A 26,284-nucleotide genomic window follows, 5' to 3' on the forward strand; every position below is an offset into this window, starting at 1 on the left:
CGCAGGCTCATCGGCAGCAGCAGATCCTGTTCCGGAGCATAAGGGCGAAACGTCGTCGGCATCGGCTACCCCTCCCCAAAGCGTGATGCCATTATCTCATCTTCGTTTCTACGGCGCAGACTCCTAGCGAACACCCACCGTTTCGGCCCAAGCAGCACCCGCTTGACTATTCGACAGCGGTGGCGAAGCCCGCGCCGGGAAATACGCTATTTTGCCATCGACAAGCGCCGCTCCGCGATGCCCATCAGTTGGCAAATGCAATGGGGGCGATCACGGCCGCCGGCCCAACTGAAAACAGGGTGCGCATCATGGGCGAGAGTGTACCGCGAATGCATCCCGAGCATCACCGAAAAGCGTTGGCCAAACAATCGGCGCGCCTCCAAATAGGGTGTGCGCGCCGCTCGCATCGGCTCGCGCGCTTGCCGGGAGCCCGTTTCGTAATGCCCGCACTGGTGTCGAGCCCATTTTCGGCCCAAAATATGTTACTTATCGACAGCTTGGATTGCATGGCGAGCGTTGCGAACGCACATCATCGCCTCTGCTGTGGCCAATCCCCGAATTCTTCGGAAGGACATACGCCGAGCGAGAAATGATCTGGCCGTGGCAGGCGAGAACAAGCATATGGCGTAGCCCGTTCCTATTCGCATCCACAGGCAAACCATGCGTATAGGCATACTCCAATGCGGCTCGGTCTCAGCCGACCTGCGCGGGACTTTCGACGACTATCCGCAGATGTTTGCGCGACTGCTCTCCGCCGTGTCGCCCGACTTGACATTCCGCAGCTACGATCTCACCGCCGAATGTTTCCCGGACTCGCCGGGAGCGTGCGAGGGTTGGCTTTTCACGGGTAGCAAATGGAGCGTTTACGATGACGAGGACTGGATTCGCCGTGCCGGCGAGCTTGCGGCCCGGCTGCACGCGTCAGGCAAACCGACCGTCGGTATCTGCTTTGGTCATCAACTGATCAACTCGGCACTCGGTGGCCAGGTGGCAAAAGCGCCTCAGGGTTGGGGGGTCGGCGTGCACACGAGCCTTATCCGCAGCCGGGCGGACTGGATGGTGCCGGCGACCGAACGTCTTTCCCTGCTGGTCAGTCATCAGGATCAGGTCACGACCCCCGCGCCGGGCGCCCAGTGGCTCGCCGGCAACGACTTTTGCCGCTACGCTGTCCTGCAGATCGCGGACAATACGCTGACGTTTCAGGGGCATCCGGAATTCTCCAAGGACTACTCGCGCGCGCTCATTCAGCGCCGTCGCGGAGTAATCGGCGAACAGACCTATGCGGCCGGCCTCGCCTCACTCGCCGACGACGTGCAAGACCGCCTTGCGGCACAATGGATCGTTCGTTTCCTACAGAGGGTATAATCGTACGTTCAACGAGATCCAGCCGGCGGGCTGCCCGCACTCGCATGCGCTAACCCCCTTGAGCCGAAGGCGCACCCATCGTGATTCCGGTCATTGAATCGCCGCCGCCTGCTACCCGTAGCGCACGCTTACCCATTCATCACGCAACTGTCCAAAATGACGGATACCGACCTGCTCTCGCAACTTCGCATTGACCCGAACCAGCGCGAAAGCCGGCCCCGGCAACGTTGGCGTTGGCGTTGGCTCATCGTTATGCTCGTCATCCTATTGGCGCTCGCGGGTATCGGCTGGTATTTGCTGCGCGAGCGGGTCGTCCCGGTGGAGACCGTCGTTGCCGCGCCGCTTACCGAAGTGAGCGCCGACACGGCCGTACTGGACGCTACCGGATACGTGATCGCACGGCGCGAAGCGACCGTTTCCGCAAAAATCACCGGTCGGTTGGCCGAAGTCCTCATCGAGGAAGGGGACCGCGTTAACGATGGCCAAGTCCTCGCGCGTCTCGATGACCGCGACGCCAGGGCTCAGCTACAGCTTGCCAAGGCACGGCTCGGTGCGGCCAAGGCCAGGATTGCGGATCTCGCGGCGCAACGTGAGGAGGCACGGCGCGATCTCAATCGCCAGGAAGCGCTCAGCGCGCGAGGTGCAACGGCCGAGCAGACACTGGACAACGCCCGTACCAAGCTGGCAAGGCTCGACGCGCAGCTCCAGGCACAGCGGGCGGAGATCGAGGTCACCGAGGCGCAGCTGCATATCGCCCGGGTAGAGCTTGACAATACCATCATCCGTGCCCCGTTCGCCGGGGTTATCACCGCCAAAACCGCTCAACCGGGCGAGATGGTCTCACCGATATCGGCGGGCGGTGGGTTCACTCGAACCGGAATCTGTACCATCGTGGACATGAGTTCCCGGGAAATCGAAGTGGACGTGAACGAAGCGTATATCAACCGGGTCGAATCAGGACAGCCGGTAGAGGCGGTGCTGGACGCTTATCCACAATGGAAAATCCCAGCCGAGGTGATCGCGATCATTCCAACCGCCGAACGCAGCAAGGCGACGGTCAAGGTCCGTATCGCGATCAAGCAGCTGGATTCGCGCATCCTTCCCGACATGGGGGTACGCGTGTCTTTCCTCGCCGAACGCAAGGCCGATCGCAGCGGGCCGCCGGCAGGCGTCGTGGTGCCGGCAACGGCTGTCGTGCAGCGGGACGGTAACGATGTCGTCTTCGTTGTGAATCGTCGACGCGCCCATCAGCGCGTCGTCACAACCGGGCAGAGCTACGGAGACTTGCGTCAAATCGGCAGTGGCCTAGAACCTGGTGAGCGCATCGTGCGCGATCCGACAGCGGAGTTGACTGATGGCATATGGGTTGAGACGAAATCCAGCGGATCCTGAGACGCGTACCGACAGCGAAACACCCACGGCGTCGAATCTCATCGAGATACGCGGTGTCAGCAAACTCTACCTGCGCGGCAAACAACGCGTCGAAGTGCTGCATCACATCGATCTCGACATACGCCAGGGGGACTTCATCGCACTCATGGGGCCTTCCGGCTCCGGTAAAACCACACTGCTTAATTTAATTGCGGGCCTCGACTCACCCACCACGGGCAGCGTCAGCATCGCCGGGCAACGCATCGATCGTCTCTCGACCAACGATCTGGCGCGTTGGCGCGCGGCCAATGTCGGGTTCGTGTTCCAATTCTATAATTTGCTGCCGATGCTCTCGGCGCAGAAAAATGTCGAGCTGCCCTTGCTGCTCACCCGCCTCGGCGCTGCGCAAAGGCGCCATCACGCCAACGTGGCGCTGCAGCTCGTCGGCCTCGAAGGGCGCGCGAACCATCGCCCGGGGGAACTCTCCGGCGGACAGCAGCAGCGCGTCGCCATCGCCCGCGCGCTGGTCTCCGACCCCATGCTCCTGGTCTGCGACGAGCCCACGGGCGATCTCGACCGGCATTCGGCCGAGGAGGTCTTGGGCTTACTGCAACGACTCAATCGTGAACATGGCAAGACCATGATCCTCGTGACCCATGACCCGAAAGCTGCGGAGCACGCGCGGAGCACGCGTTACCTCGACAAGGGGACCTTGGTCGACCAGGCCACATGAGAGCGCGCTCGTGAAATACCTACCCTTGCTGCTGGCAGGTTTGCTTCGCCGAAAGACCCGCACCGTGCTTACGCTGCTCTCGGTGGTAGCCGCTTTCACGTTGTTCGGCATGCTGGATGCGGTACGCATTGCCTTCAACGCCCCGAACAGCGTAGCGGGTATCGACCGGCTCATCGTCACGTCGCGATTCTCTATCATCCAACCGCTGCCGTATGCCTATGCCGCGCGCATCGAGGCCATCAGCGGGGTTCAGGAGGTCGCCTATGCGATATGGTTCGGCGGCATCTACCAGGACCGCAAGAATTTCTTTCCCAATATGGCGGTCAGCGTGAAGGAGTACCTGGCGATTCATCCCGAGCTCGTCTTGCCAGCGGCGCAAAAACAGGCCTTCCACCATACGCGCACCGCCGCCATCGTCGGCAGGACCCTGGCCGAGCGCTTCGGCTGGGAAATTGGCGACAAGATCCCGCTCGAGGCAACCATCTTCCCGAAAAAGGAGGGCGGTAACGTATGGACCTTCGATCTGGTCGGTATTTACCACGCGGATCGTCCCGAGCTCCAGGGCATCGAGCGCCAGATGCTGTTCCACTATGATTACGTGGACGAAGGCCGCATGCAGGATCGGGGCACGGTGGGCTGGTATATCGTCCGAGTAGCCGATCCGAGTGAATCCGACCGGGTGGCGCTGGCGATCGATCGACTGTTCGCCAACTCCGCGCACGAGACCAAGACCCAGAGCGAAAAGGATTTCCAGCGCTCGTTCGTCAAACAGATCGGCAATATCGGCCTGATCGTGAGCACCATCATGGCGGCCGTGTTCTTCACCCTCGTGCTGCTCACCGGCAACACGATGATGCAGGCCATCCGCGAACGCATTCCGGAGCTGGCCGTGCTCAAAACGATCGGCTTCTCCAACCGTGTCGTGCTGCGGCTGGTGCTTGCCGAGGCCATCCTGATCATGCTGTTCGGGGGCATCGGTGGACTGCTGCTCGCTCGGGCACTGCTGCCCGTTATGGCAACCGCCACGAGCGGCCAACTCAACCTGCCGCTTACTGTGGACACGTGGCTACTGGGGCTGGGCCTGATGATACTGATCGGCTTTTTGATTGGATTGCCGCCCGCCCTGCGGGCCCTGCGGCTCAACGTCGTCGACGCGCTGCGCAGCTAGGCGGCAATGGCGAACACCATGCACCGCCTCCGCCGCAGCCTACGGACCCTCGCACTGGGCCTCCTCGTCGCCTTTGGTCTGGGCGTCTGGATAGTGGCCCCTCTGCTGGTGCTCGGACTGGCCGCGCTGGGCGCCGGCTGGCTTCTGACAAGCCGCCTGGGACGCCAAGCTCTGGCGATTACCTGGACCGGACTGGCGACACTGCCGCAGCGCATTGGTGGTGCGTCCGTTATCGTGATCGGCATTGCCGGTGTGGTGGGCGTGCTGATCGCACTGCTGGCAATGGCGAAAGGCTTTCAGGACACCCTGCAACAGGCCGGCGATGAGAACACTGCGATCGTGCTTCGCGCCGGGGCCAATGCCGAGCTCTCCTCGCGAATCGACCGCGCCAGCGCGACGCTGATCGCACAGGCGCCAGGCATTCTCCACGATGCGCGGGATCGCCCGATCCTCTCCAAGGAGGTGGTCGTCGTGACCAATGTCCCCAAACGCGCGACGGGCACGGATGCCAATGTGGAGGTGCGTGGTGTCGGCCCCAGGGCGTGGGCCCTGCGACCCGAGGTCCGCATCATTGCCGGGCACCAATTCAAACCCGGGCTGCGCGAACTCGTTGTCGGGCGCGGCGCCTTGGCACAGTTCAAGGGTTTGGGTCTGGGCTCCAGCGTGGCGGTCAACAATCAGCAATGGCAGGTCGTCGGTGTGTTCGCCTCCGGCGATACCCATGAATCCGAGCTCTGGGGCGACGCCGAGCCGGTCGCAGCGGCTTATCGGCGAAACGGTTTTCAATCCGTTACGGCACGCCTGACGAGTCCGGCCGCAATCAGCCGCTTCAAGGCCGCTCTCGCCACGGATCCCCGTTTGAAAGTGGACGTGGAAACGACGCGTGCCTACTACAGCAAGCAATCGCAGCGACTGACAAACCTGATACGCGTGCTGGGCACGGGCATCGCCATGATCATGGGCGTCGGCGCCACCTTCGGAGCACTGAATACCATGTACGCTGCGGTTGCCTCCCGGGCACGGGAAATCGCCACCCTGCGTGCGCTCGGATTCACCGGCGTGCCGCTCGTGACGGCGTTACTGCTGGAAACCATGTTGCTGGCGCTGACCGGCGGCCTCCTCGGGGCCGGGATCGCTTACCTGCTGTTCAACGGCTATACCGTCTCGACCCTTGGCTCCAATTTCAGTCAAGTGGTATTCCAGTTTCAGATCTCTGCGCCCCTGCTGCTGAGCGGGCTGCAGTGGGCGCTCGCCATCGGCTTCCTCGGCGGCTTGTTCCCCGCGCTGCGCGCCGCCGCGCTGCCCCTTACCGTGGCCATGCGCGAGCTCTGAAGCGCTCTCCCGCTCCGCCGGTTCCCGGCGCCCCGTGTTTTTTCAAAACCCGCTCGTGACGCGGACGATCGCCACCACGCTCAGCACGGTAAAGAGCCAGCCGCTAACGGCGAGCCGCCACAGAACAGGAGCATGCCGCAGTTCCATGAACCGGTCGATGACGAGCTGGCCTTTGATCGCCACCGTAACGAGCACGAGCACCGGCAGCCAGTCGGCCCCTCGATACCCGCGCAGGAACCACATGAGGAGCGTCAAGACCAACAAAGCCAGCCACGTTGCGATCAGTCCCCTGTGAGGCATGCTCAGGGCAGAATATAAAGTAGTGGAAAGAGCACGATCCAAACCAAATCCACCATGTGCCAGAAGCTCGCCGCCGTTTCGACCCCGGTCGGATTATCCGCCGCGTAGACGCCAAAGAGGCACTGCACGAAGACGACCACCAGGACGAGCATGGCAATCAGCACATGCAGCAAATGACACGCCGTGGTCAAGTAGTAGAAGGACTAGAAGACGCTCGTGCCCAGCCGATACCCCGCCGCGATCAACGCCTGATATTCCGCAAGTTTAATGACGGCGAACAGCCCGCCCGTTCCGACTCCGCCAAGCAGCCAAAGCGCGCAGGTCACGGTTCTCCCCTGGCGGATGGAGCTCACCGCGAGGGCGACACAGAAGCTACCGGTGATCAGCACCAGGGTGTTGGCAAACCCGGCTCCGACGTGCAGGCTCCGCGCCCCTTCTGCAAAGACCTGCGACGCACCGCGCCAACCCACCTCGAGGCTCACGAACAGTAAACCGAAGACGATGAGCTCAGTGAGTATGAAAAGCCAGATAGCGATATTACCGGGCAGCGTCCGCGGCTCGGTATCACGACTGGCGATCGCCTCGTCCGACAACGTCATCGCTTACCTCATAGGCTACCGCCCTGCCAGCTCGCCCCCTACAGGGGAGCAGCCCAGACCTACCGGCTCGACAGCCATTGCAAGGCTAGGACCCGGCTCGCGCGCCTGCCCGAGCCGGAATTCGCCACGCCGCCACGGCTGCGCGCCAAAATGGGTATTAATTTAGAACAAAAGCGCCGTCAAAGACACACCCACTCTGTCCGGTGGCCTGATCAGCCGGCGAGCAGCGGATCGCTCGCCAGAGACCGCTCAATTCGCTGCCTCGGCCGCGCTCGCGCCGGCCCGTCGCGGCTGCACGTCACCACGGCGCTCGGAGATGGCCACGATGACCAACGCGGCAACCAAACCCCAGATGGCATTGAAAAGCAGCACGAACAGGAATGCCCAGTTCCCGAGCTGGGCGCCGAACCAGCCCACATTCTGCTGCGAGGGAAACAAATAGAGCAGTTGGACCAATGACGGAACAAGGCTGTAAAGCAAACCGCGCACGAAAATCGAACGCCTTTTGTAGGGCAGGAGAAACAACAGGCCCCAGATGCCGCCCCAGACCAGTCGCGGATAGAGCCAAGCCGGCGTGAATGCGGGATGAATTTCGACACCCAGCCGCGCCGTCACCCCGTAGGCACCGCACAGCCAAGCCGCCGTGCTGTTGGCGAGACCGCCGACGGTGCCTCCCGTGTAGGCTACCGCGAAATTACGAAGTCCCCGAGCAATTTTCATATCGTGTCACTCCCTTCACCGACACAGCCTAGACTGCAGTTCATCAAACCAGGACTCGGCGTCGACTGATCTCGAAATCGCGCTGTCGAACTCCCAAGGCGTGGACAACGCTGCGGCCGACGGACCCAAGTCTGACCCGAGTCATCGATTCGTATCAAAGTATCATTCTTGGCGACATTTCGCGGGTGCCAAGGATTGCACACGGCCGGGGACGCCCGAGCGGACACCGCTTCATCGTTCACTTTGCGCCCGGGTTCTGATCGGCGATAATTCATCCTTTGGCCCGTGGTATGGGATGGGAATATGAATGAAGCGGCGCGGGCGCACCTGTTGAGAACGATTCGTGTGGGTGATACCACCTTCAGTCTTCTTGGCACAGCGCACGTCTCGCCCACCAGCGTCGCGGAAGTCGAAGACGCAATTGCCTTCGGCGGCTATGACGCCGTCGCGGTCGAGCTATGCACTCCGCGCTATCGGGCGCTGACCGAGCCTGATGCGCTGGAGCAGCTCGATCTTTTCCAGGTGTTGCGCAATGGCAAGGTCGGCTTGGTTGCCACCAGCCTGGCGCTGGCGGCCTTTCAGAAACGCTTGGCCGATCAGTTCGGGACACGGCCGGGCGCCGAGATGGAGGCGGCCATCAAAAAAGCCGGCACTGCGGACGTCCCCGTATGGCTGGTCGATCGGGATATCGGCATCACGCTGAAACGCATCTATCAGCGCGTTCCGTGGTGGCAACGCTTTGTGCTGCTCAGTGGCCTCATCGCCAGCATCCTCTCCCGCGAGAAGATCACCGAGGCGGAAATCGAACGCCTGAAAGAAGGCGACCTACTGGAGTCCACCTTTGCCGAGTTCGCAGAGCGCTCCTCGCTGTTGTATGAAACCCTGATCAGCGAGCGTGACCGCTACATTGCCGCCCGACTGCTGCAAAAGGCTCAGGAACTGCAGCCCGTCAGCGTTCTCGTCGTCATCGGTGCGGGGCATTTAGCCGGTGTCGAGACCGCCTTGCGCGAGCCGATAGCCGATCCCGGGGCGACCCGCAGAGCGCTTGAATTGACGCTACCCAAAGCGCGCTGGCTGAAGTGGCTGCCCTGGATCGTCGTCGGCTGCATTTTCGCGGGGTTCGGGCTCGGCTTTGCGCGCAGCCCCGCGCTGGGGATGGAGCTGATCGTCGAGTGGGTCTTGATCAATGGCAGCCTGGCCGCCTTCGGCGCGCTCTTGGCCGCCGCCCACCCCCTGACCGTAATCACTGCGTTCCTGGCCGCACCGTTGACCTCCCTGAACCCGACGATCGGGGCCGGGTTCGTCACGGCCGCCGCCGAGATGGCCCTGCGTAAGCCGCTTGTGCGCCATTTTCGAACATTGCGCAGCGACGTCACCCGGCTGCGCGGCTGGTGGCAGAACCGGATCTCGCGCACGCTGCTGGTGTTCATCTTTTCGACCTTGGGCTCAGCAATCGGAACCTACGTAGCCGGATTTCGTATCGTGGAGCACCTGCTGCACTGACCTCAGCGCTCCATCACTCCTGCAAGGCATCAGGCCAGAGAGAGGCGTCGGAGGGCCCCAATGCACGACGAGTTTCCCCATGAGGACGGGCTCACCTACCTGAACCATGCTGGCGTTGCGCCCTGGCCGCGCCGTGCTTACGAAGCCATTGCCGCATTCAGCCGCGAGAACATCATTCGCGGTGCCGCGGACTACGCGCGTTGGGGCGAGGTGGAGCAGCGCCTGCGCGAGCGTCTTGCGCGTCTCGTAGGCGCGCCGACGAGCGACGATATCGCGCTGGTGAAAAACACCTCCGAAGGGCTCTCCCTGGTCGCCTATGGGCTCGATTGGCAACCAGGGGACAATGTCGTCATAAGTGACCAGGAATTCCCGTCCAACCGCATGGTCTGGGAGTCGCTCGCCGAGCGTTTTGCGGTCGAGGTGCGTGACGTTGCACTCCACAAAACGCAGACGCCGGAAGATGCGATCCTTGAGGCGATGGACGCACGCACACGGGTACTGCCTGTCAGCACCGTCCAATACGGCTCGGGCTTACGCATGGACATCCAACGCCTGAGTCGGGCCTGTCGGGACAATGGCACACTGCTTTGCGTCGATGCCATCCAGTCGCTTGGCGCCTTGCAGCTCGATGCGGTGCAGATCGGCGCTGACTTCGTGATCGCCGATGGCCATAAATGGATGCTCGGCCCGGAAGGGCTGGGCGTGTTCTACAGTACGCCCGAGGCACGGGAGCGTCTGCAACTGCTTCAATACGGTTGGCACATGGCCGCGCAGGCCGGGGACTTCGACAATCCCGAATGGAGCGCAGCGCACAGCGCCCGCCGCTTCGAGGCCGGAAGTCCGAACATGCTGGGCATCCACGGCCTCGAGGCGAGTTTGGCGGTGCTGCAGGAAACCGGTCCGCCGCAGGTGGAACAAGCGGTGCTCAACAACGCGCGTTATCTGATTGGCCGTATCCAGGCGGAGCCGGCATTCACCCTTATCACACCGACTGAAACACACCGCCACGCCGGGATCGTGACCTTCCGCGCCGATGGCGTAGACGGGGTTGCCTTGTGCCAGCGTCTGCGCCGCAATGGTGTCATCTGCGCTCATCGCCTCGGCGGCGTGCGTTTTTCCGCCCACTACTACAATACGGTCGCGAGCCTCGATCGAGCCGTCGATCTGGCCTTGTCGATCCAGCATGATCTCAAAGCAGGGAACTGAGCTAACGCCACGCGATATGGTTAATGCGTCAGGACCCGGTGCTATTCCGAATCCGCTGTCACGCACGCTGCGCTGCAACGACTTTCCCAACGCCGATGCAAGCGGTCGCGATGAGAGGTAAACGATCACAACCAGCGTTCAGCGCCGGCCCCTACATGGTGTGTGTGGGTCGTTCCGAGTCCAGTGTGCCTGCCAAATGGGTCTCGATCTTGGCGCGGGCCGGTCCGCCGTCCTTGTCGGTGAACTGTAAACCGATCCCGGCCGTACGGTTGTCCTGAGCACCACGGGGAGTAATCCAGACAACGCGCCCGACGACGGGTATTTTTTCGGTCTCTTCCATGAGGCTCAACAGAATGAACACTTCGTCGCCGAGCTCATACGCCTTGGTCGTAGGAATGAACAGACCGCCATTTTTCACATAGACCATGTAGGCAGCGTACAAGGTTTGCTTATCCTTGATGGAAACCGACAGAATCCCCTGACGTGCGCCCGATTGCGGCCTTTGCACCATGTACGTCACCCCATCATTTTTGGCGGCGCGCCGTGGGCGGCTTTGCGCCAACCGATGAGCAGATCCTCGATCACAAGTTGCTCGTTGAGCGGTTGATCGACTACTCGTCGAATGGCCGTTACCTCCGCGATGTAATCGTGCAAGTGACGAGACTCAATGATCTCGCGCAATGCTTGCATTTCTGCCCGGCCAAGGATGCGATCTGCATCGCAGTCTGCAAAGCGGGCACGCGCCAACTCGGCAAGCGATAGCTGCAGAAGCTCAACCCAACCGCGCAACCCGAGGCCCGTCCCTACCCAATTCTGCGCCACGAGGACCGGCGCTCGACGGCCTTGGGCAATTGCCAGCAGATCGGCGAGCAAATCCGCGTAGCGCTCGGCGGCGCCGGTTTGAGCGTAGGCTATGGCCCGTAGCGGTGCGCCACCGGCCAGGGCCAATAGATCAATGGCATCAGGGTAATGCTCAGCGAGCCACTCACGGGCAACAGCCTCGGGCGGCGGGTGCAGCTGCACCAGTCGACAGCGGCTGCGCAGGGTGGCCGCCAGCGCCGAGGGCGCCCGGGTGATCAATATGATCACCACTTCCGCCGGCGGCTCCTCCAGGCTCTTGAGTAAACTGTTGGCTGCGGACCCCGTCATGCCGTCGGCCGGATCCAGCAGCGCGACACGATGCCCGCCATATTGGCTCGAGCGCATCAAAAACTCGATGAGCTCGCGGATTTGATCAATCTTTATCGAACCGCCTGCCTCGCCCTCGGCATGCACGACGCAATAATCGGGATGACTTCCAGCCGCCATCAAGCGGCAGCTTCGGCAATCACCGCAGCCCTCCGCCGAACGCGTGCGGGATATGCACAATAGCCCGCGCGCAAACCGCACCGCCAAGGTGGATTTTCCCAAACCGGCGAGTCCGGCGATCAAAAGGGCATGAGGTACTTTTCTTTGCTTGCGAGAGGCGGTCAATCGCTCCCAAGCGGACTGGTGCCACGGCAGAGGATCGCCAGGGATAGCACTCATCTCGTCGCGAGACGCTCGTCGAAAAGATCCGCCAGAGCTGCAGCAACCTGTGCTTTTACCGTCTCGAGTCCGCCACCGGCGTCGATGCATCTCATGCGCTGCGGCTCTGCGCGGCAGCGCTCCAGATAGACGCGGCGCACGCGCTCGAAAAACGCCCGGCGCTCGCGCTCGAAGCGGTCCGGGGTACCGCGCCGCGCGGCACGTGCCAATCCCGTCGCCACGGGGACGTCAAGATACAAGGTCCGGTCAGGGCGCAGCTCCCCTTGCGACCAGCGCTCCAGCAATTCGACACGGGCGGCACCAAGCCTTCGGCCGCCGCCTTGGTAGGCATAGGTTGCATCCGTGAATCGATCGCAGATCACCCACCGGCCGGCGGCAATTGCCGGCCGAATGACCTCTTTGAGATGTTGCGCGCGCGCGGCGAAGATCAGCAGCGCTTCCGCCTCCGCCGCCATGCCCTGATAGCGATGATCCAATAATAAGCTGCGCACCGCCTCTCCCAGCGCGGTGCCGCCGGGCTCGCGCGTGGTCACCGCCTCAATGGCCTGATTGCGCAATAGCTCCGCCAAGTACCCGAGGCAGGTGGTCTTACCTGCCCCCTCGATGCCCTCGACGGTAATGAATCGGGCCAGCCGGCCAGTTTCCGGCGGCTGTGCCTCACTGCCGCTGCAGGACATACTTGCGCACCGCTTTATTATGCGCCGCCAGCGTGGCGGAAAACTGATGACTGCCATCGCCGCGCGCAACGAAATACAACGCCTCGCCCTCAGCGGGGTGCAGTACCGCGGCAATCGCGTCGCGCCCCGGTATGGCAATCGGGGTGGGGGGCAAGCCTTTGCGCGTATACGTGTTGTAAGGCGAGTCCTTGCGCAGGTCGCGGCCGCGGATATTGCCGTCGAAATCCGTCCCCAGCCCGTAAATGACTGAGGGATCCGTTTGCAGCGGCATGCCGCGGGCCAGGCGGCGAATGAAAACGCCGGCAATCTTGCGCCGCTCGGCCGGCAACGCCGTCTCCTTCTCGACAAGAGACGCCAGAATCAACGCCTGGTATGGATCTCTAAAGGGTAAACCCTCAGCGCGTTGCGCCCATTGCGCCTGCAACGCCTGCTGCATGGCCGCGTAGGCGCGCTTGAGGAACGCGACATCCGTGGTCTCCCTGGGAAAGCGGTAGGTTTCCGGCAGAAAACGCCCTTCCGGCTCTTCCCCGGCGTGCCCCAGCCGCGTCATTATCACCTCGGCCGCAGCGTTCCGTGGCAACGTATGACGTAATGCCGCATGCGAGTCGATGGCCCTCAGGAGTTCGCGGAATGTCCAGCCCTCGACGATGGTGAGCCTGTGCTGTATCACGGCACCCTCAACCATCCTATCGAGCAACTGCAGCATGGTCATCCCGGGCTCGACGGCATATTCACCCGCCTTGATCGCCGAGGCCTTGCCGCTGAACCGACCGTAGAGGCGCAGGAACCGGGGGTGATCTGTCCAGCCCCGCTCGCCGAGCCGCTTCGTCAGCTCGGTGAAGGAAGTACCCGCGGCGACATCGATCTGCTGGCGCTCGCCCGACGCGAAGAGAGGATCCGTTTGCAGGCTTTGCAGCGCCACAGCGACCCAGCCGGCAAACCCGCCGGCCAGCGCTATACCGCCCGCCAGCAGGATCAGCACCAGCCGCCGTGGACGCCACATGCTCGCCTCGCTCCCGCTGGATCACGGTACATCAACAACTTGCCAACGCGCCCGACCACGATTCACCAGCGTCGAGGACATCAGAGCTGAACGGACGCATGCGGTCAATAACACCAGCGCAACCGTCTCGCCGCCCCACGCCCGGCGCTGAGCCATATCAGGCGAATCGCTCAAACCAACCGACGGAAGAGCAAACTTGCGTTGGTTCCACCGAAACCAAAGGAGTTCGTTAAAACCACATCGATCGGCATCTCGCGCGCCTCGTTCGGCACAAAATCCAGATCGAGATCGTCATCCGGATGGTCAAGGTTGATCGTGGGCGGGGCGACATGATCGCGAAGCGCCAGCATGCTGAAGATGGCTTCAATTCCGCCCGCCGCCCCGAGCAGGTGCCCGGTCATGGATTTGGTCGAGCTGACCGCCAGTTTTAGGGCATGATTGCCGAAGACGCTCTTGATCGCCTCGCATTCGACCCGATCCCCAGCTGGAGTGGATGTGCCGTGCGCATTGATATAGTCGACCTCATCGGCATTGAGCCGCGCATCCCTTAGCGCATTGCGTATCGCGAGCTGCGCACCGGCTCCATCGTCCGGCGGCAGCGTCATGTGGTAGGCGTCCGCGCTCATGCCAAAGCCGATGAATTCCGCATAGATCCTTGCATCGCGGCGCGTGGCATGCTCCAACTCCTCCAACACCAGCACGCCGGCACCATCGCCGAGCACGAAGCCGTCGCGTTCACGGTCCCACGGACGGCTGGCTCGCGGCGGATCGTCATTGCGCATAGACAGCGCGCGCGCCGCGGCGAACCCGCCAAGCCCCGTGGGCGTAGTGGCGAATTCCGCGCCACCTGCAAACATGACGTCGGCGTCACCGTAAGCGATGGCGCGAGCGGCCTGGCCAATAGTGTGCGTCCCGCTCGCGCAGGCACTGACAATCGCAAAGTTGGGGCCTTTGATCCCGAGTAGGATCGAGAGATTCCCGGAGAGCATATTGATGATCGCACTCGGAACATAAAAGGGGCTGATCTTGCGTGCCCCCCCCTTGAAAAACGCCTGCTGCACATTCTCAATGCTGAATAAACCGCCGATACCTGAGCCCAAGCAAGCCCCGATACGCTCCGCATTGCCGTCGTTGATTTCGAGCCCCGCATCACGCAGAGCATCGACGGCTGCGGCGATGCCGTAGTGAATGAAGGGATCCATTTTCCGCGCTTCCTTGGCGGCGAGGTAGCGCGTCACGTCGAAGTCTCGAACTTCACCGCCGAAGCGAACCGGGTAGCCGGATGTGTCGAAACGCTCGATCGCACGAATACCGCTGCGACCCGCGCATATATTTTTCCAAGCGTCATCAAGCGTATTGCCGACCGGGGAGATGATACCCAGCCCCGTTACCACTACACGCCGTGCGGCCACGGACAACCTCCGAACACTGAGCGGGCTGCCGGATGAAATCCTGCTTCGCCTTAGGCAGCTCGCGCGGCTTACGCCGCTTGGTCTGCATGCCTCGCATAGCCCATTCCTGGGATGGCGGCGGAGGGTGCCGAAAACTCAAGCAAGTTTCCGACACCCTTACCTACGTCTACGGTACGACAAAGTCGAGCCTTGTCGTCGCAGCGGGAAATCGGTCGTGGGGGTCGATCACAGTTGCGCGTGGCCTATTGCTCCAAGTGCTGGTTGATGTAATCGACGGCCTGTTGCACAGTCGTTATCGTCTCTGCCTCCTAATCGGGGATCTCGCACACGAACTCTTCCTCGATAGCCATTACGAGCTCGACGGTATCCAGTGAATCGGCACCAAGATCGTCAACGAAGGAAGCTTCCGGAGTCACCTCTTCCTCTTTGACTCCAAGCTGTTCGACGATGATCTTGCCTACGCGTTCTTCGACACTGCTCATCTTGGCTCTTCCTCCGCAATATGGAATGTTTCCACCCGTGCACGTTCCCCCAACACATGCCCCGAACCGATGGCGGGCGTATTGTATGTTGAAGATACTGAGTCATGCTACCGCTTGGCATCCTCCCTCAGGGCATATGCAGACCGCCGTTGACGTTCAAGGTCTCGCCGGTGATGAAACCCGCCTCCCGAGCCGCTAAAAAACATACCGCGGCGGCAATGTCCTGCGGCTCACCTAACCGGCCGAGGGGCGTCCGCGCTAATAAGGCCTCTCGCTGGGCCTCGGGAAGGGCTGCAGTCATATCCGTGGCGATGAACCCCGGCGCCACGGTGTTCACGGTAATGCCCCGGGAACCCACCTCCTGTGCCAACGATTTGCTCAAACCTATGATTCCAGCTTTGGCGGCCGCATAGTTAGCCTGTCCGGCGTTGCCGGTAAGCCCCACTACCGAGGCGATGTTTATTATCCTGCCGTAGCGGGCCCTTATCATCCCGCGCAAACACGCCTTGCACATCCGATAGACCGAGCCGAGGTTCATGTCAATGGCCGCGTCCCAATCTTCCTGACGCATCCGCAGGAACAACGCATCACGCGTAATGCCAGCATTGTTAACCAAAATACTCGGGCTGCCGAAGCGCCGGCCCACGGCTTCTACGACGGCACTCACTTGCTCGGGGTCCGTGGCATCGAGGGTCATGCCCGCCCCCGTAATGCCGGCTTCTGTCAGCCGCCGCTCGATACCCTCCGCCCCCGCGTCGGTGGTGGCGGTGCCGACAACCGTGGCGCCCGCTTCCCCGAGGCTGAAAGCGATCGCCCGCCCCAGGCCGCGGCTTGCCCCTGTAATCAGCGCGATTTGATTTTCCAACGAGAACGCCCGGGTCACTGTTCAGCCTCCTTTCAAGGCCTGCTCGAGCGATGCCGAATCGAACACCGCGGCGACATCCATCTGACGATCGATGCGACGGTTGAGGCCCGCGAGCACCTTACCGGGGCCGCACTCGATGACCCGATTCACACCTTCGCCAGCCATTCGCCGTATGATCTCGACCCAACGCACGGGACGATGCAATTGCTCGACCAGCCGTGCCCGAATGGTATCTGCCCGGCTCGCCACGGAGATATCGACGTTGTGCAGTACCGGCAGAACCGGGGGCTTGATCTCCACCTCATCGAGCCGCTCGGCCAAGCGTATGGCCGCCGGGCGCATCAAAGCGCAGTGAGAGGGGACGCTGACCGGCAACTCGAGCGCGCGTTTCGCGCCAGCCGCCTTCGCCAGAGCGACGGCACGTTCGACCGCCGCCCGATTACCGGCGATAACGACTTGGCCCGGCGCGTTGTAATTGACAGCCTCAACGACCTCGCCCTGCGCCGCCTCCTGACACACAAGGCGAACCCGGTCATCCTCGAGTCCGAGAACGGCCGCCATCCGCCCCTCGCCCGCCGTCACCGCCTCCTGCATGTAGGAGGCGCGATCGGCGACCAGCCGGATCGCCTCAGCGAACTCGAGCGCGCCGGCACAAACCAGCGCGGTGTATTCACCGAGGCTGTGGCCTGCCAGCATCGCCGGGGCCGCACCGACTCGGCTCTGCCAGCACCGCCATACAGCGACTCCCGCCGCCAGCATCGCCGGCTGAGTCCGCTCCGTGCGGTTGAGATCACTCTCCGGACCGCTTTGGACGGTTGACCAGAGATCCACCCGGAGCGCTTCAGACGCCTCCCGGAAGGTATCGCGCACAAGAGGGAAACTCGTGCCCAGATCGGCCAACATTCCCACGGACTGCGACCCCTGCCCGGGGAAAACGAATGCAAGCTTGCTGTTCTCGCTCATCGTCATCTATCAACGGCTGCCGTGATTGCTAACCCTGGCCGGCGGTGCGGCAAGCGGAGGAATGTTAACGAAGCTAGTAACGCACCAACGCCGAGCCCCAGGTGAAACCGGCGCCGAAGGCCTCGAGCAGCAAAAGCTGACCGCGTTGAATACGCCCGTCCCGTACCGCGACATCAAGTGCCAGGGGAACCGACGCCGCCGAGGTATTGCCATGTCGATCCGCCGTTATAATCACGCGCTCCATAGGGAAGCCGATCTTGCGCGCCAGTGCCGCCATGATTCGGATATTGGCTTGATGCGGTACGAGCCAATCGATGTCCTCACGCGCGAGATTGTTTGCTTGCAATGTCTCATCCACTAATGTGCCCATCGTGCGCACGGCGACTTTGAACACCTCGTTGCCGCGCATGTGGATCGTACCGGCGGTCGGGGTCAGCTGATCGTAGCCCTGAGCAATTCCCCAGGGCACGTTCAGCAAGGCCTTCTGACGGCCATCCGCATGCAGTTGAGTGGACAACACACCAGGCTCCTCGGCCGCTTCGAGTACCAAAGCGCCGGCGCCGTCGCCAAAGAGAACGCAGGTGGCGCGATCCTCCCAATTCATAATGCGTGAGAACGTCTCCGCCCCGATCACCAGGGCCCGCCGGGCACCGCCGGTGCGGATGAAACGATCGGCGACATCGAGCGCATAGATGAAGCCGCAACAGGCCGCTGCGAGGTCAAAGGCAATGGCATCGCCCGGGATATCGAGTTGTTCTTGTATCAGGCAGGCGGTGCTCGGGAAAATCTGATCCGGGGTGGAGGTTGCCAACACGAGCAGATCGATCTCGCGCCCGGTCATCCCGGACGCTTGCAGGGCACGCCGCCCAGCCGCTACGGCAAGGTCACTGCACAGCTCCCCATCCGCGGCGATGTGGCGTTCGATTATTCCGGTGCGCTCACGTATCCACTCGTCGGAGGTATCGACCATACGCTCCAGATCATGGTTCGTGATGATCCGATCGGGCAGATAGCCCCCGGTTCCGCGAATGCGTGAAACGCTCACGTTTGCAACTACTCCTGAGAGAAGATCTCTCTAAGGCGTTCGTCAATCAGCCGAGGCACCGCTTTTTCGGCCTCTAGAATGCCAACCTCGATAGCGCGTTCAAACGCGAGGGCATCGGCCCCGCCGTGGCTCTTGACCACTACGCCGCGCAAACCGAGCAGGCTGGCCCCATTGTACTGTCGTGGATCGAGCCGTCTGCGCAACGACCGCAAGACCGGCAAGGCAATCAAGCCAGCCAGCTTGCTCAGGAGGTTTTGATGAAAGGCCTCCTGCAAATACCGAGAGATCACGAACGCGACGCCTTCACTGCTTTTCAAGGCCACATTGCCCACGAAACCATCACAGACGACGACATCGGCGACGCCCTTGTAGGCGGAATCGCCCTCGACGTAACCGATGTAGTTGAGTTTGCTCGCTCGCAGGAACTGCGCAGCTCCTTTGACCTGCTCATTGCCCTTGATCGCCTCTTCGCCGAGGTTCATCAGCCCGATTCGCGGGGCGACTGTGCCACTCGCCTCGGCGAGCACCGAGCCCATCACGGCGAATCGAAAAAGCTGCTCGGCGGTGCAATCCACATTCCCCCCCAGATCAAGCATGTGAAAGCACCCGCCAAGGCACGGGATCGTCGTGCAGATCGCCGGGCGATCAATTCCCGGCAGCGTTTTCAACACATAGCGTGCCGTGGCCACCAAGGCACCGGTATTGCCGGCACTGACACAGGCATCGGCCACCCCCTCTTTGACGAGATCCACGGCCACGCGCATCGACGAGTCCTTCTTGATGCGTAGAGCCTGCGAAGGGAGCTCCGCCATGTCAACGACCTGGGAGGCAGACCGAATGCAAAGTGCATCACATTCTTTTCCGCCGTGCCGGTGCAACTCATCACGAATCATGTCCTGCCGGCCGACCAGAATCAGGCGAACCGCTCCGGAATGGCGGCTGAGAGCCCTGAGCGCAGCAGGTACCACGGCCGCCGGTCCGTGATCCCCGCCCATGGCGTCCAAGGCAATCGTAAAGCATTGCGACATAGGTGCTGAGATCGACCTTGTGATAAGGCAGGGAATTCTGTCTATTGATCTATGGCAGACATCCGCGCACGACCCGCAGAAACAGCAGCGAGCGCGGCGAGCGTTGTCTCAGCTCTCGCCGCCACCGGAGGTCACTTTGCGGCCCCGATAGTAACCGTCGGAGGAAATGTGGTGACGACGGTTCGTTTCACCCGTCGTGGGATCCACTGAGAGCGTTGGCCGCTTCAGCGCATCGTGTGCGCGCCGCATGCCTCGCTTGGAGGGGCTTTTTCGACTCTTTTGAACGGCCATGGCCAGCGTCTCCTTACCATCGGGCGATTGGCACTTAATCGGATCTTTTCTTGAACTGTTCAAGCACGACAAAAGGGCTTTGCCGGGAAGCGCCCGGCTCTGCCACCCCGGATGCCCCGGAGCCCAAGTCCCGCTGCTCGCACACCTCACCGGGCTCATGCCGCGTCACGGGCGGCAAGGCGAGCAGCAATTCGTCTTCAAGCGCGCCGAGCAAGTCAATCACTCCTCCCGGCGCGACGAGTGGATCACTCGCTTGCCCGAGCGCCTCCGCCTCAGCGACGGAATCGACGACGAGCAGCCGAAACGGTGCATGAAGCACAACCTCTTTGGGTTCCAGGCACCGCTGGCACTCCCGGCGCACGGGAGCGGTTACTGCGCCCGTGACGATAACGTATGATGGCTCCTTGAAAAGCACCTCGATGGCGGCTTCCGCAACGCCTGGAGGTGTAAGCACCAACTCCCGAAGCCGGCGCATTGTGGCGAGCGGTACGGTGCCCTCGAACCGCGCGCCATATGAATCGAGGCGCCCAATATCGATTGATTTCGGGAGGATTCGATCCGGCATAAACGCACAATATTAGTCGCCGGGGCTCATGGTGTCAAAAAAACGCCCGGCAAGCGATGACGTAAACGCCGCGGGCGCCTCGTCACCGTCGACATAAGGTTCGAGGTTAGCTCCTACAGCGTGCCCTCAGGCCCACTGTAATACCGCCATGTTCGCTACAAACTGCCCTGCAAGCCATTCACGACGTGTGCCGCACCGGCGGGAGAATCCATGCGCTTGATCCTCGGATCCGCGTCGCCTTACCGCGCCGAATTGCTGCGCCGCTTGGGATTGCCATTCGAGCAATGCCCCGGCGCAATCGACGAGACACCGCTTTCCGGCGAGAGTCCGGCCGACTATGTCGAGCGTCTGGCCGTCGCCAAAGCGCGGGCGGCCGCGCCACACGACCAACCCGCTTTGATAATCGGTTCCGATCAGACAGCCGTGCTCGATGGCGAGATCCTCGGCAAGCCCGGGACCGTGGCGCGGGCGGTTGCGCAGCTCAGTCGGGCCGCCGGCCGCCGAGTCGAGTTTCTCACCGGCCTTGCCCTGGTCAATAGCGCCTCCGGCGCCGTGCAATCGGAAACGATTCGCGTATGGGCACACTTTCGCCGCCTATCGCAGGCGAGCATCGAGCGGTACGTCGAACGCGAACGCCCGCTCGATTGCGCCGGTAGCATCAAGGTCGAAGGCCTGGGAATCGTATTGCTGCAACGCATCGAAGCCGACGATCCGACAGCTCTCATCGGCCTGCCGCTGATCAGCCTGACCGCAATGCTCGCCACGCAAGGCGTGCATCTGCCCTGAACATACGGGTTCGCGGGAGTCCGCACCTGCCGTGCATCAATCGCGTCAATGCGCAGGTGCTATTGCCCTTGCAGGGCGGTACGCGCGCGCAGAAACCCTAGCACCGCTAACAACTCCTCACTGAGCTCCGCCTGCACGGCAACCTCGCCCTGACCGCGCAGTTCGAATGCCACCCCGCTCGCGTGCAGGAACAACCGGCGCAGGCCCGCCCGACGCAACGCCCGGTTGGCTTGTTGATCACCGTATCGCTCATCGCCCGCCACCGGGTAGCCGCTGTGAGCGGCGTGAACTCGTATCTGGTGCATCCGCCCCGTATGCAACTCCACGTCGGCCAGTGTCCAGCCGCGGTGCCGCTCGCGCGGGCGGAACACCGTCAAAGCCTCGCGCCCCGAGCGATTCACCTGCACCGGCTGCAAATGCCCCGAACCCGGGCGGCGCTCGAGTGGTGCGTCGACACGTAAAATCTCTTCGGTCAACTCGCCCTTCAGCAGAGCGATGTAGCGCTTCACCACGCGATTGGAGCGCATCAGCTCGTGAATCTCGCGCAGCGTCTCGCGCCGCTTCACAACGATGAGACAGCCACTGGTATCACGATCGAGGCGATGGGCCAAATCCAGGAAATTCGCCGCGGGGCGGCGAGCGCGCAGGGCCTCGATAACCCCGTAGGCGAGGCCGCTACCGCCATGCACGGCAAGGCCGCTCGGCTTGTTCAGGACCAGCAACGCCTCGTCTTCGAATAGAATCGATTCCTCTATGCGTTGGAGAATGCGCGGCGAGGGCGCGCCACGCTCCTCGCGCTCGCGCAGACGCATGGGCGGCAGCCGCAGGCGATCGCCGGGGCAGAGACGGTAGTCGGGCCGAACCCGCCCGCCGTTGACGCGAACTTGGCCCCGTCGCACCAGGCGATAAATTCGTGTTTTGGGTAAGCCCTTGAGCTCACGCAGCAAAAAATTATCCAGGCGCTGTCCTTCGTAGTCGCCCGCGATCTCGATGTAGCGAACTCCCGACACGTGCCGCCCTTCAAAAAACAATTGGCACATGTTACGGGAAAACTGCCGTGGGCGGGCATTTGAAGCAACCTTATAACGCTGATAAAGTAGCTTGTGAGTTGCAATATTATGGATTTTATTCAACGAAAACTCGGCGGGGAAAGGTTGCTGTAAAGCGCAGCACAGTGTTCGAACAAACGCTAGCCTTTTTCCAAGGTTTGTCAGGCGTCACGCATATCCATGTGCGCCCAATCGACTGCGCCCACCCGGGCTTTTGTCCTCGATCACCACATGGCGGGTTTGATTGTCTCGCAACGGATCTGCGGATCGTTGAACGGGCAGATCATGCCGTTGCCGCTCACCTGTGAAGGTAAGAGCGCCGGCGTCCCGCTTGGTATGACGAGCACCTGGGTCGAGCGCTGGAGAAAAAGACCCAATGAAGAGGATGTTGATCAATGCAACGCAGCCCGAAGAGCTGCGCGTTGCGCTAGTGGAAGGCCAGTCACTTTACGATCTAGACATTGAAACGCCAGCACGGGAGCGAAAAAAAGCCAATATATACAAAGGCAAGATCACCCGCATCGAACCGAGCCTCGAAGCTGCCTTCGTGCAATACGGCGCCGAACGCCACGGGTTCCTTCCATTCAAGGAAATCGCGCGCGGCTACTTCCAGACCGATGAAGATGCCGACCTGACCAAGGTCAGCATCAAGGAAGCGGTCCGTGAAGGCCAGGAGCTCGTCGTTCAAGTTGACAAGGAAGAGCGAGGTAACAAAGGGGCGGCGCTCACCACGTTTGTGAGCTTGGCAGGGCGCTATTTGGTGTTGATGCCGAATAACCCACGCGCCGGTGGCGTTTCACGCCGCATCGAGGGACAGGACCGCACTGAAGTACGCGATGTGCTGCGCTCTCTGGATGTGCCCGAAGGAATGGGGCTGATCGTGCGCACCGCCGGAGTTGGCCGCAGCGGCGAGGAGTTGCAATGGGACCTCGACTATTTGCTGAACCTCTGGAGCAGCATTCAGAAGGCCGCTGCCGAGCGGACCGCGCCGCTGCTCATCTATCAGGAAAGCAATGTCATCATCAGGGCGTTGCGTGATTACCTGCGCAGTGATATCGCCGAGATCCTGGTCGATGACCCTGATGTCTACGAGCAGGCCAAGGCCTTCATTCAACAGGTGATGCCCCACAATCTGGGCAAGCTCAAACCCTATCAAGACACCGTACCGTTGTTCACCCGCTATCAGCTCGAGAGCCAGATCGAATCGGCCGTCCAGCGTGAGATTCGTCTTCCGAGCGGTGGCGCCATCGTTATAGATCGAACTGAAGCGCTGATATCGATCGACATCAACTCCTCACGTGCCACCAAAGGCGCGGATATCGAGGAAACCGCGCTGCAAACCAATAACGAGGCCGCGGACGAAATTGCCCGCCAACTTCGCTTGCGGGACCTGGGCGGCCTCATCGTCGTCGATTTTATCGACATGGGTGCAAACCGCAATCAGCGGGAAGTTGAAAATCGGCTACGCGAAGCCGTCAAGATGGACCGCGCTCGGGTCCAGGTCGGGCGAATCTCCCGCTTCGGATTGCTCGAGATGTCACGCCAGCGGCTGCACACCTCGCTCGGGGAATCCAGTCAGGAGGTATGCGCCCGCTGCGGCGGCCGCGGCACCGTACGCGGCGTTGAGTCATTGGCGCTTTCGATCCTGCGCGTCATTGAAGAAGAAGCAATGAAAGAGAAAACGCAGCGGGTATTGGCGCAACTGCCCATTGAAGCGGCGACGTTCCTCCTTAACGAGAAGCGTTCCGCATTGCTGGCGACGGAACAACGCAACGACGTTGAAATCATTCTCATCCCAAACAAAAACCTGGAGATCCCGCACTACGAAGTTCAGCGGGTTCGCGTGGACGAGCGCAGCGCCGAGGGTGCCAGCTACCGATTGATGGCCGAAATGCCGCAGAGCAAGCTCGCCGATCAATTGATGATCTCGGCTACTCAGAAACCGCGGATGGAAGTGCCGGTGGTGAAGCATTTGAAGCCGGCAACTCCGGCACCTGCGCCGTTGCGAATGAAAACATCGCCCCTGACCGACACCGCTCACATGGGCAAGGGGCTTAGCGGCTTTTTCGGGTGGCTGCGGAAATTGGTGCCTGGCAGCGAACAACATACCGGCCAAGAAGTGGCTGACCGTGACCACGAACCGCCTCGTGCCCGCAGCGACAAAAGCCCTGAGGGCAAAACCACCCAGCGCCCCGTGGCCCCCGATAAAGCCGAACCCGCCGCAGGCGCGGTTCAAGAGGAGATCTCGGCAGAGCCGAGCGAAACGGGCGAAGAGTCTCAGACTCGCAGCACCACCCGGCGGACCAATCGGCGCGGCCGCCGGGGCGGGCGCCGCCGCCGTAACGCAGGCGAGAAAAGCCAACAGCCGGACACCCTGCCGGTGGCGGAGTCCGATGCCACTGCGGCAAATTCGCAAAGGCCGGCATTGCCTGAGTCAATGTCCGATGCGCATGATCATGCAGTGCCGCGCGAAACTGAAACGGCTTCAAACCATGCCTCGCCCTCGCCCTCGAAGCCGAAACCGCCGGCACGCGAAAAACTTGTCGCGACCGGGGTTACTACGGATGAAAGCCAGCCGGAGAGTATCAGCACCGATCCGCGGCGCTGGCCCGGTCGACCACGGATTCCCCGTGCGGCACAGGCAGCGCAGGACGGTGCCGGCGAGACACGAACGCTGCCGAGTGCAACGATAGAGCCCAGCGGACCGACATCACCCGAGGAATCCGAGGCGCCGATCACCACCACACAGGCAATCGCGGTAGCGCCTCAACCGGAGGTCGGCCCCTCGGCCGCCGCCGAGGCGACACAACCCGGCGAACAGTATCCGGATGAGCGAGTCGTGCACGAGGAGACCGCCGAGCCATCGACACCGATAGCATCCGCTAGTGACGGACCGGAATCTGGCGACAAAGCAAGTGCTGAAACGACCAAAAAACCCAGAACCCGGAAGGCCGCCACCGCCAGCCAGGATAAAAAGACGCAGGCTCGGAGCACGAAACGAAAAGAGCCACAACCGCGGCGGCGTCAACGGGCGAAGCCAGCGAACGCAGTTGAAGGCGAGGCCGAATCCGCCAAGGCCGACAGCACGAGCACCGACGGCAGCCCCGGCGAAGACGATTCCACAACTCACTGACGGCTGAGAGATGGCGAGCACGCAAACCTCAAAGCGCCACCCAATAGCGGTGGTGCTCCCACTCCCGGCGGCAAGGATACGCCGAGAACTCGATACCGCTTTAGCTTATATCAGATGTTGTGTTGCTCACGGATCGTCTGGAGCAGCCCTCGTGCTGCCTCCTCGACTAGATCGAGGACGTATTCGAAGCCGCCACGGCTGCCAAAATAAGGATCCGGAACCTCGCACTCCGTAAGGGCAGGCGCGAAATTCAAAAACGCATGGATGCGATCACGACAGTCGGCGGGCGCTTGCGCCCGCAGCCATTCCAGATTGTTGCTGTCCATAGCGAGAATCCAGTCGAAATTACAGAAATCGAGCGAATCGACTGCCCGCGCACGCAAGTCGCTAATGTCGATACCGCGGCGTGCCGCAGCTTCCATGGCCCGTTGATCGGGTGGACGGCCGACATGATAGTCGTGCGTTCCCGCCGAGTCCGTCTCGATCAGATGCTCAAGGCCCTGCGCCTTGACGTGGGTGCGAAAGATGCCCTCCGCCGTCGGCGAGCGGCAAATGTTCCCCATGCAAACGAACAATACGCGGATCATGGTTGTCGATCTCCGCAACTGGCGAACGGGTCACGGATAACCTTTCCCGCCTGGAACCAGGCTTTGCCTTCCACGGTCACTGTTGGCGTTTCTCCATGCAAATGAACTATTCGCCCGCGCTCAACCGCGCTTCGACCAGCAATAAATCCGCCTCCGTGTCCACGCCTGGGCCGGGCGCTTCCTGGGCGTCCTCTACCCGGATCGACTCGCCGTGCCAAAGCATCGCGAGTTGTTCGAGCTGCTCGTGTTGCGCTAACGCGCAGGGCGTGAATGCCCGATAGCGGCGCAAAAAAGCCGCTCGGTAAGCGTAAACTCCCAGGTGGCGGCGATAGATTCCTCCCCCTTCCTTTAACACAGCAGGTGGACGTCCGCCGGCGAACGCGTCACGATCCCATGGAATGGGGGCACGCGAGAAGTACAGCGCGCGGCGATCGTTTGCCAAGACCACCTTTACCACATGAGGGCTGCTGAGCTCTGCCGGATCCACGATGGGGGTCGCCAGCGTCGCAATCGCCAAATCCCGACACCGTTCCAGGGCCTCCGCCACTTGGCGCAATAATCGCGGCGGCATCAA

At 61.9% G+C, this 26,284-nt stretch carries 27 protein-coding genes and 1 pseudogene; 9 read left to right on the plus strand and 19 right to left on the minus strand.

Going from position 1 to position 26,284, the window contains the following annotated elements; translation table 11 throughout:
- Positions 1-660: 660 nt before the first annotated feature.
- The 5 genes from AC52Q4_RS15810 to AC52Q4_RS15830 all read left to right on the plus strand — a co-directional run bounded on the left by AC52Q4_RS15810 (position 661) and on the right by AC52Q4_RS15830 (position 5,969).
- The gene (locus AC52Q4_RS15810) at positions 661-1,365 is read left to right on the plus strand and encodes a glutamine amidotransferase-related protein (RefSeq protein WP_495537761.1); all 705 of its coding nucleotides are present in this window, start codon (positions 661-663) and stop codon (positions 1,363-1,365) included.
- Positions 1,366-1,521: 156 nt separating this feature from the next.
- A complete protein-coding gene (locus tag AC52Q4_RS15815; RefSeq protein WP_495537762.1) occupies positions 1,522-2,757 on the plus strand; it encodes an efflux RND transporter periplasmic adaptor subunit in 1,236 nt (411 codons plus the stop codon).
- 94 nt (positions 2,758-2,851) lie between these two features.
- Positions 2,852-3,469, plus strand: coding sequence for an ABC transporter ATP-binding protein (locus tag AC52Q4_RS15820; protein WP_495537787.1), 618 nt, complete (start codon positions 2,852-2,854; stop codon positions 3,467-3,469).
- A gap of 10 nt (positions 3,470-3,479) precedes the next feature.
- On the plus strand, positions 3,480-4,637 hold the full coding sequence (locus AC52Q4_RS15825; RefSeq protein WP_495537763.1) for an ABC transporter permease: 1,158 nt from the start codon (positions 3,480-3,482) through the stop codon (positions 4,635-4,637).
- 18 nt (positions 4,638-4,655) lie between these two features.
- Complete coding sequence (locus AC52Q4_RS15830; RefSeq protein ID WP_495537764.1) at positions 4,656-5,969, plus strand: ABC transporter permease; 1,314 nt, start codon at positions 4,656-4,658, stop codon at positions 5,967-5,969.
- A 42-nt stretch (positions 5,970-6,011) separates the two neighbouring features.
- On the opposite strand, the gene AC52Q4_RS15835 is transcribed toward AC52Q4_RS15830, so the two are convergent.
- The 4 genes from AC52Q4_RS15835 to AC52Q4_RS15850 all read right to left on the minus strand — a co-directional run bounded on the left by AC52Q4_RS15835 (position 6,012) and on the right by AC52Q4_RS15850 (position 7,588).
- Positions 6,012-6,269, minus strand: coding sequence for a cytochrome C oxidase subunit IV family protein (locus AC52Q4_RS15835; protein WP_495537765.1), 258 nt, complete (start codon positions 6,267-6,269; stop codon positions 6,012-6,014).
- A gap of 2 nt (positions 6,270-6,271) precedes the next feature.
- On the minus strand, positions 6,272-6,460 hold the full coding sequence (locus tag AC52Q4_RS15840) for a cytochrome c oxidase subunit 3 (protein ID WP_495537766.1): 189 nt from the start codon (positions 6,458-6,460) through the stop codon (positions 6,272-6,274).
- A gap of 12 nt (positions 6,461-6,472) precedes the next feature.
- Positions 6,473-6,868: a hypothetical protein gene (locus AC52Q4_RS15845; protein WP_495537767.1), complete on the minus strand. Its 396-nt coding sequence runs from the start codon at positions 6,866-6,868 to the stop codon at positions 6,473-6,475.
- A gap of 249 nt (positions 6,869-7,117) precedes the next feature.
- Positions 7,118-7,588 (minus strand): hypothetical protein, encoded by a 471-nt coding sequence (locus AC52Q4_RS15850; RefSeq protein WP_495537768.1) that lies wholly within the window; start codon positions 7,586-7,588, stop codon positions 7,118-7,120.
- 303 nt (positions 7,589-7,891) lie between these two features.
- Here AC52Q4_RS15850 and AC52Q4_RS15855 point away from each other — a divergent pair, with 303 nt between their 5' ends.
- Both AC52Q4_RS15855 and AC52Q4_RS15860 read left to right on the plus strand, forming a co-directional pair.
- Entirely contained in the window at positions 7,892-9,091 is a 1,200-nt protein-coding gene (locus AC52Q4_RS15855) for a TraB/GumN family protein (RefSeq protein ID WP_495537769.1), read from the plus strand.
- Positions 9,092-9,151: 60 nt separating this feature from the next.
- On the plus strand, positions 9,152-10,297 hold the full coding sequence (locus tag AC52Q4_RS15860) for an aminotransferase class V-fold PLP-dependent enzyme (protein WP_495537770.1): 1,146 nt from the start codon (positions 9,152-9,154) through the stop codon (positions 10,295-10,297).
- 151 nt (positions 10,298-10,448) lie between these two features.
- Here the strand turns inward: AC52Q4_RS15860 and AC52Q4_RS15865 are convergent, their stop codons facing one another.
- The 12 genes and pseudogenes from AC52Q4_RS15865 to AC52Q4_RS15920 all read right to left on the minus strand — a co-directional run bounded on the left by AC52Q4_RS15865 (position 10,449) and on the right by AC52Q4_RS15920 (position 20,155).
- Complete coding sequence (locus tag AC52Q4_RS15865; RefSeq protein WP_495537771.1) at positions 10,449-10,808, minus strand: PilZ domain-containing protein; 360 nt, start codon at positions 10,806-10,808, stop codon at positions 10,449-10,451.
- Positions 10,809-10,813: 5 nt separating this feature from the next.
- Entirely contained in the window at positions 10,814-11,914 is a 1,101-nt protein-coding gene (holB, locus tag AC52Q4_RS15870) for a DNA polymerase III subunit delta' (RefSeq protein ID WP_495537772.1), read from the minus strand.
- Positions 11,821-12,501, minus strand: a complete 681-nt coding sequence (gene tmk / locus AC52Q4_RS15875; protein ID WP_495537773.1) for a dTMP kinase — start codon at positions 12,499-12,501, stop codon at positions 11,821-11,823. The genes holB and tmk overlap by 94 nt, the downstream gene beginning before the upstream one ends.
- Positions 12,482-13,504, minus strand: coding sequence for an endolytic transglycosylase MltG (gene mltG, locus AC52Q4_RS15880; RefSeq protein WP_495537774.1), 1,023 nt, complete (start codon positions 13,502-13,504; stop codon positions 12,482-12,484). Before mltG ends, tmk begins: the two co-directional genes overlap by 20 nt.
- 170 nt (positions 13,505-13,674) lie before the next feature.
- Entirely contained in the window at positions 13,675-14,916 is a 1,242-nt protein-coding gene (fabF, locus tag AC52Q4_RS15885) for a beta-ketoacyl-ACP synthase II (RefSeq protein ID WP_495537775.1), read from the minus strand.
- Between the two features lie 311 nt (positions 14,917-15,227).
- Positions 15,228-15,398 (minus strand): annotated as a pseudogene (locus tag AC52Q4_RS15890) (acyl carrier protein); the annotation flags it as partial.
- Positions 15,399-15,525: 127 nt separating this feature from the next.
- Entirely contained in the window at positions 15,526-16,281 is a 756-nt protein-coding gene (fabG, locus tag AC52Q4_RS15895) for a 3-oxoacyl-ACP reductase FabG (protein WP_495537776.1), read from the minus strand.
- 3 nt (positions 16,282-16,284) lie between these two features.
- Positions 16,285-17,226 (minus strand): ACP S-malonyltransferase, encoded by a 942-nt coding sequence (gene fabD, locus AC52Q4_RS15900; RefSeq protein ID WP_495537777.1) that lies wholly within the window; start codon positions 17,224-17,226, stop codon positions 16,285-16,287.
- Positions 17,227-17,299: 73 nt separating this feature from the next.
- The gene (locus AC52Q4_RS15905) at positions 17,300-18,271 is read right to left on the minus strand and encodes a beta-ketoacyl-ACP synthase III (RefSeq protein ID WP_495537778.1); all 972 of its coding nucleotides are present in this window, start codon (positions 18,269-18,271) and stop codon (positions 17,300-17,302) included.
- An 8-nt stretch (positions 18,272-18,279) separates the two neighbouring features.
- Positions 18,280-19,299: a phosphate acyltransferase PlsX gene (gene plsX, locus AC52Q4_RS15910; RefSeq protein WP_495537779.1), complete on the minus strand. Its 1,020-nt coding sequence runs from the start codon at positions 19,297-19,299 to the stop codon at positions 18,280-18,282.
- Positions 19,300-19,407: 108 nt separating this feature from the next.
- A complete protein-coding gene (gene rpmF, locus AC52Q4_RS15915; RefSeq protein ID WP_495537780.1) occupies positions 19,408-19,590 on the minus strand; it encodes a 50S ribosomal protein L32 in 183 nt (60 codons plus the stop codon).
- Between the two features lie 34 nt (positions 19,591-19,624).
- A complete protein-coding gene (locus AC52Q4_RS15920; protein ID WP_495537781.1) occupies positions 19,625-20,155 on the minus strand; it encodes a YceD family protein in 531 nt (176 codons plus the stop codon).
- A 210-nt stretch (positions 20,156-20,365) separates the two neighbouring features.
- Here AC52Q4_RS15920 and AC52Q4_RS15925 point away from each other — a divergent pair, with 210 nt between their 5' ends.
- Entirely contained in the window at positions 20,366-20,941 is a 576-nt protein-coding gene (locus tag AC52Q4_RS15925; RefSeq protein WP_495537782.1) for a Maf family protein, read from the plus strand.
- 59 nt (positions 20,942-21,000) lie between these two features.
- Here AC52Q4_RS15925 and AC52Q4_RS15930 read toward each other — a convergent pair whose 3' ends face one another.
- Positions 21,001-21,981 (minus strand): RluA family pseudouridine synthase, encoded by a 981-nt coding sequence (locus AC52Q4_RS15930; protein WP_495537783.1) that lies wholly within the window; start codon positions 21,979-21,981, stop codon positions 21,001-21,003.
- A gap of 385 nt (positions 21,982-22,366) precedes the next feature.
- On the opposite strand from AC52Q4_RS15930, the gene AC52Q4_RS15935 reads away from it, so the two are divergent.
- On the plus strand, positions 22,367-25,123 hold the full coding sequence (locus AC52Q4_RS15935) for an Rne/Rng family ribonuclease (RefSeq protein ID WP_495537784.1): 2,757 nt from the start codon (positions 22,367-22,369) through the stop codon (positions 25,121-25,123).
- Positions 25,124-25,233: 110 nt separating this feature from the next.
- Here the strand turns inward: AC52Q4_RS15935 and AC52Q4_RS15940 are convergent, their stop codons facing one another.
- Positions 25,234-25,710: a low molecular weight protein-tyrosine-phosphatase gene (locus AC52Q4_RS15940; protein ID WP_495537785.1), complete on the minus strand. Its 477-nt coding sequence runs from the start codon at positions 25,708-25,710 to the stop codon at positions 25,234-25,236.
- A 106-nt stretch (positions 25,711-25,816) separates the two neighbouring features.
- On the minus strand, positions 25,817-26,284 hold a 468-nt coding region (locus AC52Q4_RS15945), incomplete at its 5' end, for a cytidylyltransferase domain-containing protein (protein ID WP_495537786.1).

This window comes from Nitrococcus sp. (assembly GCF_059432795.1).